This is a genomic window from Stomatobaculum sp. F0698 (assembly GCF_030644385.1).
Lineage (GTDB): Bacteria > Bacillota > Clostridia > Lachnospirales > Lachnospiraceae > Moryella.
On the sequence record NZ_CP130060.1, the window covers coordinates 1,973,045 to 1,989,583 of the forward strand.

A 16,539-nucleotide genomic window follows, 5' to 3' on the forward strand; every position below is an offset into this window, starting at 1 on the left:
AGTTATGTTCTACAAAAAGGCGGTTCTGCTGCTTGTGCATCTTCTGGCGCTTCTCGCCTTCCTGTCCGGCATCTGCCTGCTCTACGGGAGCGCAGCCTTTCGCGAGGGGCTTAGTTGGGTGAATCCCGCGCACTACGAGGACTCGCCCGCCTTTGAGGCCCTGCTCCGCGATCGGGTACAGCAACTGCTCGGCTATGTCCGCTACCGTGATGTGTTCGAGACCGACGGCGCCTTTGACGCCGACAACGAGGTCTTCTCCTATTCCGACGGCAACGGCGCCGAGAAGCTTTTCAGCGTCGCCGATGTCCTTGCCTACGCCAAGGAGCACGGTTACTCCTTTGACAACGACTACCGCGTGGTTCATGACGACGCGGCACCCGGCGGCGACGGTCAGACCTATCCGATTACTTGGAGAGCCTACCGAGAGACCCAGAAAGCAACCGGTCCCGGCTCCGCCTTTAAGACCCTCGACACCATGACTCGCGAGGTCATGCAGTGCCTCGGTGACTACTACCGGGGTGTTAAGCTCTTTAACACGGGGAATTCAAATCTCTACTATCTCCTGGAAATCGACGGGCGGAAGAACTATACGAACCGCCCCGGCTTAAGCGATGCGCAGGCGCGTTCCTTTGGGCGCTATGCGATTTTCAACTCCGAAAATCCTCTGCCGGACAACAATCTGCCGGAGACGCCGAACAAGATACGCTCGCTGCTCCTCGAGGAGGTTGCGAGCCGAACCGCGGACTATCACCTGATACTCGCGGTCGATACGAACTATCCCCTGCAGGATGCCTTTTACCAAGGCGTGCTGAACTATGCGCGCCAGCGCGCGCTCTACGGGGTCGGCATGATTTTCCTCTTTGCGGGCGCAAGCTTTATGCTGCTCACGCTGATTTCCCTCTCTCTGCTCTCGGGACATAAGCGCAAGGGTGCGGTCGAAATTCAACTGCTTCCCATCGATCGCTACCGCATCGAGCGCAAGGCTTTGCTGCTCGGCGCTCTCTGTGCCCTCTGTATGCTCTTTGCGACCCAGGTTGCGGTGCGCATCCTGCATCTCATGCTGCCCACGGCCTACTGGTCCTTCTCGGAGAAATTGCTTCACGCGGCCATCATCTACCTCTTTGTGCTGATTTTCTGGTTCTCCGCCCTCCGCATGCATAAGGCGAAAATCCTTTGGGAGAACAGCTTTCTTCGGGAGCTCTTCGAGAGCCTCGTGCGGCAGTCGAGAACGGTGAGTTTTGTGCAGCGAATGACGGTTTATTACCTGCTTTTTCTCTTGGTAAATCTCGCGGGCGCGGTGACCGCAAGCTTTCTCCTGCTGCACGGCAAGTCGCTGAACGCGCGGCTCGAGGCAAGTTTCTTAATTCTTTTGCTGGCCATCTTCGATCTCTGGCTCTATCAGCATCTCTATCAGAAACAGAGCGAGAGCGATGAGATTGCGGCCGCCATCGGCCTGCTGGACAGCGAGCCCGATCGGAGCGAACAGCTCCTAAACCCCGCGCGCTTCCACGGCAAAGAAGCGCGGCTCGCCGCGACCATCAACAACATCAACGCGGGACTTCAGCGCGCCCTGAACGACAGTGTTCGCTCCGAACGCATGAAGGCCGAGCTCATCACAAATGTGTCGCACGACATCAAGACGCCGCTCACTTCGATTATCAACTACATCGATCTGATTCGGAGAGCACATCCCTCCGATCCCGCGGTGCAGAACTATGTCGACATCTTAGAGAAAAAATCGCAGCACTTAAAGACCCTGACCGAGGACTTGGTTGAAGCGAGCAAGGCTTCCACCGGCAATGTGCAGATCGATCCCGTAAAAATCGACTTTGTCGAACTGGTGGAACAGACCAACGGCGAGTTCGAAGAGCGCTTCCTAGCGAGCGGGCTCACGCTGATTCCGACCCTCCCCGAAGAGCCGCTCTATATCTTCGCGGACGGCCAACACCTGTGGCGCGTCCTCGAAAATCTCTACAACAACGCCTGCAAGTACGCCGCCAAAAACTCCCGCGTCTACGCGGAAGTTTCGGCGGATGAGGCCTTTGTTAGCTTTACGCTGAAGAATATCTCGGCGAGCGCTTTGAACATAAGCCCCGAGGAGCTGACCGAGCGCTTTGTGCGCGGCGACCGCTCCCGAACGACCGAGGGCAGCGGCCTCGGGCTCTCGATTGCGAAGTCGCTCACGGAGCTGCAGGGCGGCACGCTGGACATCCAAATCGACGGCGATTACTTCAAGGCGAGCGTGCGCTTTCGCCGCGTCACCGAATAAATAAGCGCAGGCAAAGAAAAACGCGTCCGAATCCCGGACGCGTTTTTCTTTGCCTGTTTTCTTGTTTCTTTGCCGGCGCTTTGCTCACGATACCGCAATCCAATAGGATGCGCCGTCTCTCAGCTCTTCCCGAAGACGCCCCTGTTCTTCCAAGTATTTTAAGCAGGCGTAAGTCTTAAACCAAATCTGAATGCAGACTTCTCTCTCCTTCATGGTGAGCGGCCGCCGATAGCGACGGTAGGCCATGGACCCGACGTCGCGGAGCAACACCGCTCTCCCCTCTGTTCTGACAATTTTTTCCAGCTGGTCGCAGTGCTTCCGGTAATAGCGCTCTGCCTTCCGGACGGCAGTCTCCGGGTTTCGGAAGGGGGCGCCGTGCCCGGGCACAAAGAGATAGTCCGAAAAGCGCTCCGCGGCCTCTCGAAGCGTTCCGAGATAGGCGGACAGCGCATTCGGAAACTCGCCGATGTTGCTCACGATGGGCGCAACCTCTTCGAGCACATGGTCCCCGCTGAAAATAAATTTGTGCTTCCGATCGAAGAAGCCGAGCTCCCCCCGCGTATGTCCCGGCAGCGCCGCAACCTCGATGCAATAGTCGCCGACCGTGCGGCTCTCCCCCGGGTGTATGGGCGTGTAGGGAAAGTCCCAGATGTTTCGATAGCCCTCCACAAAGCCGTCCGCCGCCTCCCAGAAGGCCGCATAGGTCTCCCGATCATAGGTCTCGAGCCCGACCAAGCGAAAGAGCATGCGCCGTCCTTCATCGCCCATAAGGAGGGTGTTCAGAATGGCGCTTTGATCCATGTCCTCCGGGTTTACAAAGATGCGCGCACCCAAACGTTCGAGTTCCTGCGCCTGCCCGAGGTGATCCTTGTGCCCGTGTGTAATCAGCACATCGAGTTCCGCGGGCGTTATTTGTAAGGCGGCGAACGCCTCCCTGAGAGTCTTTGCCCCGGAAGGATCCAGTCCCGCCGGAAAGCCGCAGTCAATCAGCACGCTACGCTCGCCGGGTTTTCCGCGCAAAATACCGTAATTCAAATGCCGGACGCCTACCATTTCGGTCTCGGCTTCGACCACAAAGACGCCCGGGAAAAGCTCCTGCGTCATCCGAGCACCAGCTTTGCCGCGCCGTAGATGCCGGCGTCGTTGCCGAGCTCCGCGAGCACCACGCGACCGCGGTTCTGAGAGATCTTCATATAGCGGTCGTAATAGACTCTGATTTTGTCGAGCAGGTAAGCCCCCGCCCGGGATACGCCGCCGCCGATGATAAAGATCTCCGGGTCTATGGTCATAGCGAGCATGTCAACCGTCTCCCCAAGATACTTGGCGACCGTCTCCATGATTTCATCCGCGAGGGCATCGCCCTCCCGTCCGAGGTCGCAGACATCCTTCGCCGTCAGCTTGTCGCCGAAGGCGCGGAGGCCGCTCTCCCGCTCCTTTTCTTTCGAGAGGCGGCGTTTCGCCTCGCGGACAATGCCGGTGGCACTCGCAATCTGCTCGAGGCAGCCCACCGCCCCGCAGTTACAGGGCTCGGTCTCGCCGTCCCGCACATGAATGTGTCCGATCTCGCCCGCGAGACCGTGCTTTCCGGTCACGATTTCGCCGTCCATGACAATGCCGCCGCCGACACCGGTTCCGAGTGTAATCAGCACCGCATTCGCCGCGCCTTCGCCGCCGCCGCGCCACGCCTCACCGAGCGCAGCGACATTGGCATCGTTGCCGACCTCAACGCGAACACCGCCGAGCAGTTCGGAGAGCTCGCGCGCCGGGTACATCTCCCGCCAATTCAGGTTGACGCAAACCTCCACATAGCCGGTCGGCTGCACCGGCCCCGGAACGCCGAGTCCCACACCGATGAACTCTGCCTTTCCGTGAAAGCTCTCATCCATCGTCTTTCGGATACTCTCTGCGATATCCGGTAAAATACGGCTTCCGTTATCGCTTGTATCGGTCGGGAAATCCCATTTCTTGATGAGCGTCCCGTCTTCCCGAAACATTCCCAACTTGATTCCGGTTCCGCCGACATCTACGCCGATGCAAATCTTCTCCATGTTTCTTCCCCTCCGCTCACTTTAGTTTTACTTCTTTGATGTGCGAGGCCCCGAGCCAGAGGTAGCGATTTTCCCCGGGACGGCGCACGGCGCGCACCAGAGAAAAATCCACGTTTCCGCTGAACTGTTTGGTGCCGTTCTTTAAGAAAATGGTCAGGGTATCGCTCCCGAGCAGGAACACGGTTCCCTTGTCCACAAAGGAGGCGCTGTAGTGCTCACCGAAGTTCGCGTGCATCACCCGCTCTCCGCTGCTGTTGTAGAGTTCTATGCGGTACGGCCCGTTTTTGGACACCGTATCGTTCAGGACTATGCCCACATAGGATCGGTCGAAGCAGAGCGAGCGTATCTCCTCCTCCGCCTCGACGGAGCTGTAGCCCTCCACCTTCTGTTCTCCGACCCGGAAGAAGAAGAGCCCGCGTGTGGAAGCCGCAAAGGCGGTTCCGTTCTGCAGGTAGCGCACCTCCGAGATCAGATTTTTCCCGGCAAAGGGTTCCACGCCGCCGCGCATCGGCCCCTTGCCGCTGCTCTCTTTCTCCGAGAAATCGTAGGCCGCCACCTTCCCGTGGAGCACGCCGCCCTCGAGATAGGCAACACCCACTATGACCTGGCTGCCGTCATCCGAGAGGTCAAGCGCCGTAAAGAAACCGTCGCCCTCAAGCAGCGCCTTTACCGTGATGTCGAGCACCGTGCCGTCCGGGTTGTAGAACTGAATATAGCTCGCAACGCTGTCCTCTTCGAGCGTCGCGACAATGCCGCCGGCCGAAATCGAAGCGCTGTCCAAACTTCGCTCCGTGCGGCATTCGCCGATTTTTCCGTGCTTCTCATCAAAAATCTGCAGGGTGTTTCCGGTGCGGTCCGCAATGACCGCATAAGCCCCGTTGACATCGATGACCGGGTCCTTCATCTCAAAACTCGAGGACCAGTAGGTCTCGTTCTTTTCGCCGATATAGCTGACGCCGTCCTTCGAATACTTGAGAAAACCTCGCTTGAAGGGCTCGTAACCGACCAGGCTGCCCTGACTCACATCCTGCTGGTTCAGCACCGCATAGGCGCGGTAACTCTTACGCCCGTGGTAGATGTTCCACGCAACCAGCACCGTAAGGAGGCAAGCCGTAATCCATATCAGTCTGCGCCAGTCCTTTTTCAGCGTGTTTGTTTCACCCGCCATATTCAGGACTCCTGTCGGTTCCGGTACTGTTCTACAGCCTCCGCCAAATTGGTTGCCGTTCCGTTATCCATGATATTCTTTAGCGCCTCGAGTTTTTCCTCCGACATGAACTCCTTGCCGAGCAGGGGTTCATACGTTTCCGCAAGGCGGAGGGCCGCTGCCTGCCGCTCTTTGCCGATCTCGGTCAAGCGGCTGTGGGTCTCTTCGTACGCACTCTTCTTCTGTGTGATGCGCGGCTCTGCCTCTCCGCTGAGTTCCTTCGCAATGAGTCCGCAGGTTTCCGCTTCGAATTTCTGCATCGCGGCCTGCTTCTTCCGCTGGGTCTCCTCAAGCTGCTGCTCCGCCGCGGAAATCTCACTGTCGTAGCTGTCCAGCGCATAGGGCTCATCGCTCTTATCGCGCTGAATGCTCTTCTTTAACTTCTTGAGCTCTCGCGCAAGCTGCATAAGTTCGTTCTGCATGCGACGCCCCTCTTTCAGGGTCTCCAGGTAACGGAGCTTGGAGCGCGTGCCGATGGCCGTGTAGATGCCGCCGATTACCACGATATCCGCAATGTAAATCAATATCAGAGCCGGTATATTGCGCAAGTGCTCGGGCAGCGCAAAGAAATAAATGCCGCAGGGCAGCGCGACAAAGAGAGCTGCGACAAAGAGCAGAATCTTCATCCACTCGGCGAAGTGCTGCGGCCAGTAGAGCGCATAGTAGAGTTTGGAGCGGAATATCGAGGGAACCCCGTTCTTCCGAAACAGTTCGCGGAGTGTGCGCTTGATTTCTGTCCGCTTATCCTCGAGCGGCGCGGATTCCGACGCAATTCTCTCCTGCTTGCCTATGCTCTTTGCTCTCTCTTTCTTGGACTGCGCCCGCTTGACGGCATCCCGCTCCCGCGCGATTTCGTCGTCAAAGTTATCGCTGAGCTCTTTTCTGCGGTTCTGCACGGTGCGCTCGATGTTGTCCTTGAGGCTCTGCTCCTCCGCCATGAGTTCCTGACGGCGCTCCGCTTCCTGCACACCGAGCTCTTCCTCCTGCTTTCGAAGCTCTGCCTCCTCGATTACCGCCTGACGCGCTTCCTCGAGGAACTTACTGTAATCCATACCCGATTGTTCCACCCAAAACTCCTTTCTAAGCGCCGCATTGCATTTGCGCCGCGCTTCCGCTACGATAGACGGACAGCTAAAACTCAACTTGCAGATGCGGAGGTAAGCTCATGTTTCGTCTCTCCGGAAAATGTGTCCGGCACACCAAAATAGTTCTCAGCGCTGTCATCGGCGATGAGAGTTCCGAAAAAAGCCGTACCGAAAAGGTGCTCGGCGCCGTCACCGCCCTCGCCGCGGAATTCGACCTCCCCTCGCCGCTCTGGCTTGAGAAGAACATCCGTGACTTTAAGCGCCGCGCGCGCACGCACTTTACTTCCGATAATTTTCTCGAACCTCTCCCCTTCGACTATCTGGAGATTGAGGTAATCGAAGAGTAAACTCAAAGCGCTTTCAGCATGCGGAGCGTGAGCTTTAAGAAGTTCTCGATGGCCTGCGCCGTAAATTCCGGATAATTCTCCGTCGCCTTCATATCCGCCTGATCGGAGATGGCGCGAATTACGAGATAGGGCACGCCGTAGAGGTGGGCCGTGTGCGCAATCGCGGCGCCCTCCATCTCACAGCAGCTGCCGTGAAAGTCGCGGTACAGCTCTTCCTTCTTTTCCCGGCTCGCGACAAAGAGATCTCCGGACACCACGCGTCCCGTGTGCACCGTGACGCCGGAAGCAAGCTCCTCTTCGCAGGTCTTCGCGAGTTCCAGAAGTCTTTGATCCGCCGGAAACACACTGGTCTCCATTCTCGGAATCACACCCTTCTCATAGCCGAAGGCCGTGACATTAAAATCATGCTCCAGGCAAGCCGTCGAGAGCACAATGTCACCGAGCTTTACCTCCGGCGCAATACCGCCCGCAATGCCGGTATTCAGGATGCAGTCCGCATGAAAGCGCTCAATCAAGATGCTCGCCGCAACGGCAGCGTTTACCTTGCCGATTCCGGAGCAGACCAGCGCAACCTCTTTCCCCTCGATTTTTCCCGTCAGAAAGCGCATACCCGCGCGTACTTCTTCTTTTGCCTCGGCAAGCCGCGCCGCTAGGCCGCTCACCTCTTCTTCCATCGCCCCAATGATACCAACCGTCATAATGCCTCCTTTGCCGCCTTGAGATAATGCCCTCCGCAGAGTAAAATACAAGACATAGCTTTCTTCATCTTACCCTGTAAGGAGAGGTTCGTAAATGAAAAAAATCGTTCTGACCGGCGGCGGAACCGCAGGTCACGTCACACCGAATATCGCCCTGCTCCCGGCGCTCCGCGAAGCCGGCTTTGAGGTCCTCTACATCGGCTCCTACGAGGGCATGGAGCGCAAATTAATCGAAGAGACCGGCACTCCCTACCGCGGCATTTCCTCCGGAAAACTGCGCCGCTATTTCGACTGGAAGAACTTCACCGACCCCTTCCGCGTGTTGAAGGGTTACGGCGAGGCAAAGGCCATTCTGCGCGACTTTCAGCCGGACCTCGTCTTTTCGAAGGGCGGCTATGTCGCCGTGCCCGTGGTGCGCGCCGCAAAGCGCCTCGGCATTCCCGCCGTGATCCACGAGTCGGATATGACACCCGGACTCGCAAACCGCCTCTCCTACAGTGCGGCGACCAAAATCTGCTGTAACTTCCCGGAGACACTTTCTCTGCTCCCGAAAGATAAGGCCGTGCTCACCGGCTCTCCGATACGCGCCGAACTCCTCTCGGGCAGTCGCGAGGCGGCTTATGAACGAACCGGCTTTACGCCGGAGCGCCCGGTGCTCCTCGTGATCGGCGGCAGTCTCGGTTCCCGCGCGGTCAATGCGGCCGTCCGCGAGGCGCTTCCGGACCTCCTGAAAGAGTTCCAAGTGCTGCACATCGCGGGCAAGAATAATCTGGATCCAAGCCTTTCCGAAACCCCGGGCTACCGCCAGTTTGAGTATGTCTCCGAGGAATTAAAGGACTACTTTGCCCTTGCGGACATCATGGTGAGCCGCGCGGGCGCCAATGCCATCTGCGAAATCCTGGCGCTCCGAAAGCCCAATGTGCTGATTCCGCTCTCCGCAAAGGCAAGCCGCGGCGACCAGATTCTGAATGCCCGCTCTTACGAAAAACAGGGCTACTCCCGCGTACTCGAGGAAGAAGCCCTGTCGCGCGAGGCCCTGCTCGCCGCTGTGCGGGAAACCTATGCGGACCGGGCGCGCTACCTCGCCGCAATGGAAGCGGGCGGCAGCGCGGACGGTGTAGCTCAGGTCATGTCTGTGCTGAACAGCGTGACTGCCGGTCGCCGGTAAAGCACGACCGCGAGCAGAAAACCGACCAGCAGACCGCCCGCATGCGCCGCGTTGTCAACCCCCTCGGTGAAGAAGCCGCTCAACAGCATCATGCCCGAGAAAAAGAGAAGGTTGCGGATGCGGAACTCCTCAAAGCGACCGCTGTTTCTGATGAGTACCCAGATCAGGCCGCCGAGCACGGCGAAAACCGCGCCCGAGGCACCCGCGCTGAGTACCTTCTGCCCCATAGCTACCTCGACCGCGAGGGAAGCGGCCGAGGCGCCGACAGCCGAAAAGAGGTAAAAGATCAGGTATTTCACATGCCCCAGCGCGTGCTCCAGACTGTCACCGGTCACAAAGAGAACAAACATATTGTTCCCGAGATGCCGTATGCCGAAGTGCAAAAAGGCAGCCGTGAGCAATCTCCAGTACTCATGTTTCTCCGTGAGATAAGGCGTATAGCTTGCGCCTAAGCGAAGCAAAATCTCATCGTCCCGCAGGCCGCCGTGCAATGCGACATAAAGAAACACCAGTACATTCACAAGAATCAGGAAATCCGTGACCGGCGCATTTCGTCTTTTCCCGTACATGGTTTCAAAGCGCCTTGCGTATGCTCTCGGCAGTTGCCTTCAGTTCCTCTGCCTCTGCCTTTCCGGGCGTCCACGCGACCATCTCCGGACCGCCCTCATAGCGCGGTATCACATGGATGTGGAAGTGAAACACCGTCTGACCGGCCGCCGTGCCGTTGTTCTGGACAATGTTAAAGCCCGCGGCACCGAGTCCCTGCTGCATGGCCTTGCCGACCTTGCCCGCAAGCGAAAACGCCTCGCCCGCAGCCTTTTCCGGAAGCTCGGTGATGTCGCGATAGTGCTCTTTCGGCAGCACCAGCGCGTGCCCCTCGGACGCGGGGCCCAGATCCAGAATCACGCGAAAGCCCTCATTCTCACAGATTTCCGTCGCCGGAATTTCTCCGTTTGCGATTTTACAGAAAATGCAATCGTCTTGTCTCATCCTTATGCCTCCTCTTTCCGTGCAAACAAACTTGCCGCAGTGTTGTCTTTACTTTACAGCACTGCGGTTTTTTTGTCCATTTCGAGGAGAAGTATCTCTGCCGCTGCTCTCACGCCTGCGCTTTCGCACTGCCGCTGCTTTCATTCTGCCTATACTTTCATTCTGCCTCCGTTTTCGCCCTCCACCTGTATTTCTCCGACTATCCTTCCTTTTTCCCTTCTCCGTGACTTCGCGCTGTCTCTCACCCGCCTTGCGATTTTCTCGACGGCAAAAATTATTTTTATTTTTTTTTTGAAAACACCGAACCTTTTTGCTCTTTCAACCGTCCTTCATACTGTAAGACGAAAGGAGAGCTTATGAAGTCCTTGGAAGTACTCTGCGCTTCACTGCGTGAACGCTTGTCCGAGACCCTTTGCACCCTGCCGGATCTGAGCGACGACGCACTCTTTGCTGTGATCGATGACGCACTCGCCGGTCTTTCTTCCGAGCGTCTGCTCTCGGTCGCGGAGCGTCTGTCCCTCCGCAGCTCTCTTTTCAATTCCTTTCGCAGGCTGGACATACTCCAGGAACTCCTCGACCGGAACGATGTCACGGAAATCATGGTAAACGGCAAGGACCGGATTTTCATCGAACGGCGCGGCAAGATAGAGCGCTGTGACCTTCGTTTTTCGAGCGAGGAACAGTTGGAGGACTTGATTCAGCGCATTGTGAGCCGCGTAAACCGCAGCGTCAATGTCTCCATGCCCATTGCGGATGCGCGTCTTCCCGACGGCAGTCGTGTCCACGTTGTGCTGCCGCCGATCTCCCTCGGCGGTCCCGCTGTCACCATACGCAAATTTCCGGAGCCCATCACCATGGAACGCCTGATTGGCTACGGAACGCTGACCGCGGAGGCCGCCGCCTTTCTCAAAAAGACCGTCGCAGCCGGCTACAACATCTTTATCAGCGGCGGCACCAATTCCGGCAAGACGACCTTTCTGAACGCGCTCTCCGCTTTCATCCCGGCCTCGGAGCGCGTCATCACCATAGAGGATTCCGCGGAGCTGCAACTTCTTCACATCGAAAATCTGGTGCGCCTCGAGACGAGAAATCGCACGGCGGAAGGCGAAGGGCAGGTGCGAATTTCGGATCTGATACGCGCAAGCCTTCGCATGAACCCGGACCGCATCATAGTCGGCGAAGTGCGCGGCGCCGAAGCGCTCGACATGTTGCAGGCCATGAACACCGGCCACGACGGTTCCCTTTCAACCGGGCACGCAAATTCCGCCGCCGATATGCTGACGCGACTCGAAACCATGGCGCTCGGCGGTGCCAATCTCCCGCTGGAAGCCGTTCAGCGACAAATTTCCGGCGCCCTGGATCTCATTGTCCACCTCGGCAGGCTGCGCGACCGGAGCCGCCGTGTCCTGTCTGTCTCGGAAGTCGGAGGCATCAGTCATGGGAAAATTCAAGTTCACGAACTCTTTGCCTTTCGGGAAGAAGGCGCGCAAAGCGGCGACAAATGCAACGGGCGGCTTATCCGGGTCGGCAGTCTCAAAAACCGCGGTAAACTCGCGGCAGCCGGTATCGAACTATGAGCGCTATCAACTCTCCCCCTCGGAGTACCTGAAACTCCTATTGCACGCCGTCCTCGCCGCGGCTCTTTTCTCCTTTGTCTTTTACCGCAGCCTTTTCTGCTTCCTTTTCCTGCTTCCCCTCACACTGCTCTTCCCCTTTACAAGGCGCAACGCGCTGATTGCCGCCAGAAGGCGCAAGCTCCTGCTTGCCTTTCGCGAGGCCCTCTCCCTGCTTGCCGCCTCCTTGAGCGCAGGTTACTCCCTCGAAAATGCCCTCCGTGAAAGCCTCGGCGAACTGAATGTTCTCTACGGACCGGATTCCCTCATTGTCCGCGAATTTGCCTACCTGCTTCGCCAACTTGAGATGAACATTCCTCCGGAACAGGCGGTCGATGACTTTGCGCGCCGCTCCGGCTTAGATGACATCAAGACCTTTGCCCGGGTTCTTCGCATCGCACGAAAATCCGGCGGAGATCTCCCCGGCATTCTTCGGCGCACCAGCGAGGTAATCGGCGACCGCATTCAAATCAAAGAGGAGATTCTGACGCTCACGGCAGCAAGGCGCTTCGAGCAGCGCGTCATGAATGTGATTCCGCTCTTTATGATACTCTATGTGGACTTCTCCTCTCCGGGCTTCTTTCGGGTCATGTACGCCAGCTTCATGGGGCGTCTCGTCATGACACTCTGCCTCGCAACCTATCTCTTCGCGCTCTATCTCTCACAGCGCATCGCTTCCGTCTCTCTCTAGGAGCCGTCATGAAAAAACGACTGCTTTTCTTCCTTTCGCGCTATCGCGCCCCCTGTCTCTGCCTCCTGTCCGGCCTTCTGCTATCCCTCTTTGCGGCACAGCACGAAGGCCGTCTTTTCTCTCCCGACACTGCGCCGACGCTGCCGCGCGGAAACTACGGCGCGGAGGATGCCCGCTATGCCCTTGTGGTCGAAGGGCTCTCCGACGAAGAAACCGAACTCCTGCTTCCGGTCCGCGCACGGCGCTACACCGAGGAGGAACTCGCTAAGGCCGCGGAAACCTGCATGGAAAAACTTCCGCTCGCCGTCTTAAACGGCAATGCCTCGCTCTCGGAAATTCGAACGAAGCTGAGCCTCCCGCATTTTTTCCCGGAAGAAGGGCTCTCGGCGAGCTACCTCTCCTCGAATCCCTCTCTTCTGGACAGCTACGGAAATGTCAACAACGGGAAGCTCACGGAAGCCGTGGATGTAACACTCAGTGTGCGGCTCCGAGATTCCCCGGATCGAGAAGGGCTCTTATTTGTCCTACCGCTCACCATTCTGCCGCCCGCGCGGAGCGCGGAAGATTCCCTGCGGCAGGACTTTCTCTCCTATCTCGAAGACGAGGACGGGCGGCAGCTTCACAATTCGTCGCTCTCTCTGCCGACCGCTTATCGGGGAAAAACGCTCCGCTACCGCGAGAAAAAAAAGCAGGAGTCGCGGCTCTTCTTCCTACTGGGTGCCGTCGCCGCAGTTCTTTTCGTGTTGAAGGAGCGGCAGGACCGCGCGGACAAAGCGGCGGCCAGGCGAGAGCAACTGCTCCTTGACTACCCGGAGCTCGTCTCGAAGCTGTTGGTCCTGCTCGGCGCGGGGATGAATGCCCGCGCGGCACTGCTCTCGATCGCCTCGGACTACGCCGAAGAACAGGCGCAACGGAAGTCGCCGCGCGCGGCCTATGAAGAACTCACGAAAGCCTTACTTCTGCTCCGCACCGGCGAGAGCGAGAGTCACATGTACCGCGCCTTCGGGCGCGCCTGCGGCCTTCGCCAGTACATGAAACTCGCCTCCCTCCTCGAGCAGAACCAGAGAACAGGTGTCGCCGCGCTCCGCAACATTTTGTCCGCCGAAATGAGCCTCGCCTGGGAAGAACGAAAGACCCTTGCCAGGCGGCTCGGAGAAGAGGCCGGCACCAAATTGCTTCTGCCGCTCTTTCTCATGCTGCTGGTCGTCATGGTCATCATGGTTGTACCCGCGCTCTTCAGTTTCTGAACTCTCAACCCATAGTTTCCCGTAAGGAGGTTACGCATGAAACGCATACGACCCGATTTTTTCGAAGCGGAAGACGGTTTTTCCACCATCGAGTTGATTCTGATTCTCGTGGTGCTCGTGACCCTGGTGGTCCTCTTCAAGGGCCAGGTGATTGCCCTCTTAAACCGCGCCTTCAGCGAAATCAACAACCAGGCCGGTCAGGTCTACTGATGCGCTTCCGCGGCTCGGTCACCCTGTTTCTCGCGCTGATTCTGACTTCCTGCTGCGCCCTCATCTGTGCGCTCTTGGAGAGCGCGCGAACCGCCGGGGTCCGCTGCTACGCCGCACTCGCTCTGGATGCCGCCACCGACTCTCTCTTTTCCCGCTATGATACCTCGCTCTGGGAACAGTACCGCATTCTCGCCTACCGCTATCCCGGCGACGAGCGCTGCGTTGCCCTGCTCTCGGAGACCGTAAGCACTTACCGGGAAAACGCCGGGCGCTATGCGTTTTTTGACGCAGAGATAGGCCTTCCGGAAAAGACTTTCCTCGGCGACGGCGGCGGGGTCTGGCTCGAAGAGGAGCTGCTTGCCTACATGAAGGAGAAGCCCGAGACAGATTTTCCCTTAAAGCCGGAGACACTTCTGCTTCACACGGCGGAACTGCGGCGCGCCGAAAAGAGCGCTCCCGCCGTACTTTCGCTCTCCCGGCTCTCGGCCGAAGCGGCCGAGTGCGAGGCCTCCTATTTTCAAACGGAACAGGCGCTGCTTCTTGCCGCAGCCGAAAAAGAGGCCGCCGCCTCCGCTCTGTCGAGCGGCGACTTGGCGGCCTTCGGCGCACACCGAGCTGCCCTGCAAGCCGCCCTCGAAACAAGCGAACGTTCGGCGGAACGCTGTCTGGAAGCCGGGCTCCGCTTTGAGAGCGCCGAAGCGGCGCTCCACGAGACGGAACCCGAGACCGCAGATGAACTTTCTCCGCTCACGGCTGTGCTTTCGGAAAGCGGTGAAAGCTATCGCGCGGAAAGACCCGAATTCGCGGCTCTTATCTCTGCCGTACCCGCACTCGGCCAAGCGCTCTCTGCCTTTGATTCGGAGGCCGCCGCGCTCGCCGAGCGCATTGCGGAGGCCGAAGCCGAGGATGACGAGGAGGACGGGGAAAGCATAGATGCCGCTGCTCTCTGGCAGGAACTTGCCGCTCAATTTGAGGCGGAACTCGCTCTCCCGACCCTCTCTGCCCCCTCGGGGCTCATAAGGGATGCCGAGCTCCTTGCCCTATCGGAACTCCTGCGCCTATCGCCCGAGAGCCGCGAAGCGCTCTGCCTCCCGGCAGCCTCAACGCTTCCCGCGGGGCAACTTACGCTTGGCACTTCGTTTTCCGCGACTCTCCCGGAACTTGAGCCCGGAACGGCGCGCAGTGAGCAAGAACTCTGCGCGCTCGCGGCCTATACGGCAGCCTTTTTCCCCTGCTTTCTCTCTGCGGAAACAACGCCGCCGCGTGCAGGCCTCTCGCTACAACTCGAATATCTGGTCTGCGGCTTAGGTTCGGACCGCGAAAATTTCTCCGCTGTCTGTACCCGCCTCTTTTCCGACCAGCAAAGCCTGCGCCTACTCGCCCTCTTACATGACAGCGCTTCCCTGCAGGCAGCCGCCGCGGCTGCGGACAGCCTCTGTACCGCTACCGCGAGCCCTCGTCTCCGCGCCCTGCTCTGCGCTCTCATCCTCTTTGCAATGGCCGCGCTCGACAGTCTGAACGACCTCTCACTGCTCCTCTCCGGAGAAAAAGCGCCCCTCTTCACCGCGGCACCGCGGCCCCGCCTGACTGCCGAACAAGCCTTACAAACGGGGACTTCCCTTCCGACGGCAGTACAGAGCGAAGAAAGTCCCGAAGGGCTCGACTACCGGAGTGCTCTGCTTCTCTATTATTCGGAGACCGGACGCTCTCTCAGAAATTACCGCATGATGGATGTCATCGAGGCTTCGCTTTCCACCGCGGACAGCGCCTTTCGGCTGGATCAATGCCTCTTCGCACTTCGTGCGGAACTGCGCTGCAATGCCTCCCACCTTTTCACGGCGCTCTCTTTCTCATCCCGCCCGCAGACAGCGGAGAATCGCTTCCGGATTTCGGTGCGGAGTTTTCGTGCTTACTGATTCGCTTGCATTTCTTTGATTCGCCGCATTTCTTTGTTTCGCCGCATTTCTTTGTTTCTCTGTATTTCTTTGTTTCGCTGCATTTCTTTGTTTCGCCGCACTTCTTTGTTTTTTACCTGCTTTGATTGCTTTCTTTCCCGAAATCTCGCTGCGGCACGGCGTTTCGACCTTGCGTTTCTGCGCAAAGAGGAGACGGTCATGAAAACCACTGTCAAACAAAAGCGGAAAACAGCTCTCCAGGCACATTCCCGACGGATCGACTCTCTCTTTTCCCGCAGGAGCGCAGCGCCGAGGCGCCGTTCCCGGCTGCGAGCTTCCCTCACCGTTGAAGCCGCTCTCGTTCTTCCCCTCTTTTTATTTGTCCTGCTCTTACTTGCCCTCCCCTTTCGCATGATGACGGCGGAGCGACAGGTGCAGCGCGCCGCCGAAGAGGTCTCTGCGCGTGCCGCCGCTCTGGCTGCCTTACAGGACGAGGAAAGCATGCGATACACGTCCTCCCTCGGCGAGCAGGCACTGAAAGCGGCACGCGAGACCGTCCGAGATCCGAATGTAAGCGGACTGAGCGCCGAGCGCTCTTCCTTTCTTTCGGACGGAGAAACCGTCTCCGTGGTTTTGGACTATCGCTATCAAATCCCGATTCCCCTCTTTCGCCTGCCGCCCTTAACCCTGAGTTGCACGGCGACGCGGCGCGCCTGGGTCGGAGAAACCGATCCCGAAAATCGCCTGTCGGAGACCGCGGCGGATGAAATCGTTTATATCGGGAAGAACTCCACGCGCTACCATAAAAGCGCACACTGTCACTATCTCTCGAATGCGCTCAGCGCGGTCTCCGTCGAGGCCGCAAAAAGCGCGCGCAATGCGGGCGGCGGACGCTACCATGCCTGCCCGGTCTGCGCGCGCGCTGTGACCGCGGGGACTGTCTATATCATGCCGAGCGGCAACGCCTATCACAGAGACCCCGCCTGCCGCGCAATCCGTGCCTATGTCCGCGCCGTGCGCCTAAGCGAAGTGCAGTCGCTCGGTCCCTGCTCTTACTGCTACCGCTGAAAA

Annotated in this window: 16 protein-coding genes; 9 read left to right on the forward strand and 7 right to left on the reverse strand. The window is 58.5% G+C overall.

Features of this window, described 5'->3' with window-relative positions; genetic code table 11:
- Positions 1 to 4 precede the first annotated feature (4 nt).
- Positions 5 to 2,269, forward strand: a complete 2,265-nt coding sequence (locus QU660_RS08910; protein ID WP_304946163.1) for a sensor histidine kinase — start codon at positions 5 to 7, stop codon at positions 2,267 to 2,269.
- A gap of 84 nt (positions 2,270 to 2,353) precedes the next feature.
- Here QU660_RS08910 and QU660_RS08915 read toward each other — a convergent pair whose 3' ends face one another.
- Genes QU660_RS08915 through QU660_RS08930 form a run of 4 tightly spaced genes read right to left on the reverse strand, consistent with a single transcriptional unit; the run spans position 2,354 to position 6,576 of the window.
- A complete protein-coding gene (locus tag QU660_RS08915; RefSeq protein ID WP_304946164.1) occupies positions 2,354 to 3,373 on the reverse strand; it encodes an MBL fold metallo-hydrolase in 1,020 nt (339 codons plus the stop codon).
- Positions 3,370 to 4,317 carry an ROK family glucokinase gene (locus QU660_RS08920; protein WP_304946165.1) on the reverse strand — a complete coding sequence of 316 codons (948 nt, stop codon included), beginning with the start codon at positions 4,315 to 4,317 and terminating at the stop codon, positions 3,370 to 3,372. Before QU660_RS08920 ends, QU660_RS08915 begins: the two co-directional genes overlap by 4 nt.
- A 16-nt stretch (positions 4,318 to 4,333) precedes the next feature.
- Positions 4,334 to 5,485, reverse strand: coding sequence for a DUF5711 family protein (locus QU660_RS08925; RefSeq protein ID WP_304946166.1), 1,152 nt, complete (start codon positions 5,483 to 5,485; stop codon positions 4,334 to 4,336).
- 2 nt (positions 5,486 to 5,487) lie between these two features.
- Positions 5,488 to 6,576 carry a hypothetical protein gene (locus tag QU660_RS08930; protein ID WP_304946167.1) on the reverse strand — a complete coding sequence of 363 codons (1,089 nt, stop codon included), beginning with the start codon at positions 6,574 to 6,576 and terminating at the stop codon, positions 5,488 to 5,490.
- A gap of 113 nt (positions 6,577 to 6,689) precedes the next feature.
- Here QU660_RS08930 and QU660_RS08935 point away from each other — a divergent pair, with 113 nt between their 5' ends.
- The gene (locus QU660_RS08935) at positions 6,690 to 6,956 is read left to right on the forward strand and encodes a hypothetical protein (protein ID WP_304946168.1); all 267 of its coding nucleotides are present in this window, start codon (positions 6,690 to 6,692) and stop codon (positions 6,954 to 6,956) included.
- A 2-nt stretch (positions 6,957 to 6,958) separates the two neighbouring features.
- On the opposite strand, the gene QU660_RS08940 is transcribed toward QU660_RS08935, so the two are convergent.
- Positions 6,959 to 7,654 carry a 5'-methylthioadenosine/adenosylhomocysteine nucleosidase gene (locus tag QU660_RS08940; RefSeq protein WP_304946169.1) on the reverse strand — a complete coding sequence of 232 codons (696 nt, stop codon included), beginning with the start codon at positions 7,652 to 7,654 and terminating at the stop codon, positions 6,959 to 6,961.
- A 94-nt stretch (positions 7,655 to 7,748) separates the two neighbouring features.
- Here QU660_RS08940 and QU660_RS08945 point away from each other — a divergent pair, with 94 nt between their 5' ends.
- Positions 7,749 to 8,822 carry an undecaprenyldiphospho-muramoylpentapeptide beta-N-acetylglucosaminyltransferase gene (locus QU660_RS08945; protein WP_304946170.1) on the forward strand — a complete coding sequence of 358 codons (1,074 nt, stop codon included), beginning with the start codon at positions 7,749 to 7,751 and terminating at the stop codon, positions 8,820 to 8,822.
- Here QU660_RS08945 and QU660_RS08950 read toward each other — a convergent pair.
- Complete coding sequence (locus tag QU660_RS08950; protein ID WP_304946171.1) at positions 8,777 to 9,391, reverse strand: rhomboid family intramembrane serine protease; 615 nt, start codon at positions 9,389 to 9,391, stop codon at positions 8,777 to 8,779. The genes QU660_RS08945 and QU660_RS08950 overlap by 46 nt on opposite strands.
- A gap of 4 nt (positions 9,392 to 9,395) precedes the next feature.
- Positions 9,396 to 9,812 (reverse strand): HIT family protein, encoded by a 417-nt coding sequence (locus QU660_RS08955; protein ID WP_304946172.1) that lies wholly within the window; start codon positions 9,810 to 9,812, stop codon positions 9,396 to 9,398.
- A gap of 356 nt (positions 9,813 to 10,168) precedes the next feature.
- Here QU660_RS08955 and QU660_RS08960 point away from each other — a divergent pair, with 356 nt between their 5' ends.
- The 6 genes from QU660_RS08960 to QU660_RS08985 all read left to right on the forward strand — a co-directional run bounded on the left by QU660_RS08960 (position 10,169) and on the right by QU660_RS08985 (position 16,536).
- The gene (locus QU660_RS08960; RefSeq protein ID WP_304946173.1) at positions 10,169 to 11,389 is read left to right on the forward strand and encodes a CpaF family protein; all 1,221 of its coding nucleotides are present in this window, start codon (positions 10,169 to 10,171) and stop codon (positions 11,387 to 11,389) included.
- A 40-nt stretch (positions 11,390 to 11,429) separates the two neighbouring features.
- The gene (locus QU660_RS08965; protein ID WP_304946174.1) at positions 11,430 to 12,116 is read left to right on the forward strand and encodes a type II secretion system F family protein; all 687 of its coding nucleotides are present in this window, start codon (positions 11,430 to 11,432) and stop codon (positions 12,114 to 12,116) included.
- An 8-nt stretch (positions 12,117 to 12,124) separates the two neighbouring features.
- Complete coding sequence (locus tag QU660_RS08970) at positions 12,125 to 13,363, forward strand: hypothetical protein (protein WP_304946175.1); 1,239 nt, start codon at positions 12,125 to 12,127, stop codon at positions 13,361 to 13,363.
- 36 nt (positions 13,364 to 13,399) lie between these two features.
- Positions 13,400 to 13,573, forward strand: coding sequence for a Flp1 family type IVb pilin (locus tag QU660_RS08975; protein WP_304946176.1), 174 nt, complete (start codon positions 13,400 to 13,402; stop codon positions 13,571 to 13,573).
- The gene (locus QU660_RS08980; RefSeq protein ID WP_304946177.1) at positions 13,573 to 15,489 is read left to right on the forward strand and encodes a DUF5702 domain-containing protein; all 1,917 of its coding nucleotides are present in this window, start codon (positions 13,573 to 13,575) and stop codon (positions 15,487 to 15,489) included. The genes QU660_RS08975 and QU660_RS08980 overlap by 1 nt, the downstream gene beginning before the upstream one ends.
- Before the next feature lie 480 nt (positions 15,490 to 15,969).
- Positions 15,970 to 16,536: a hypothetical protein gene (locus QU660_RS08985; protein ID WP_304946178.1), complete on the forward strand. Its 567-nt coding sequence runs from the start codon at positions 15,970 to 15,972 to the stop codon at positions 16,534 to 16,536.
- The last annotated feature ends 3 nt before the right edge of the window (positions 16,537 to 16,539 follow it).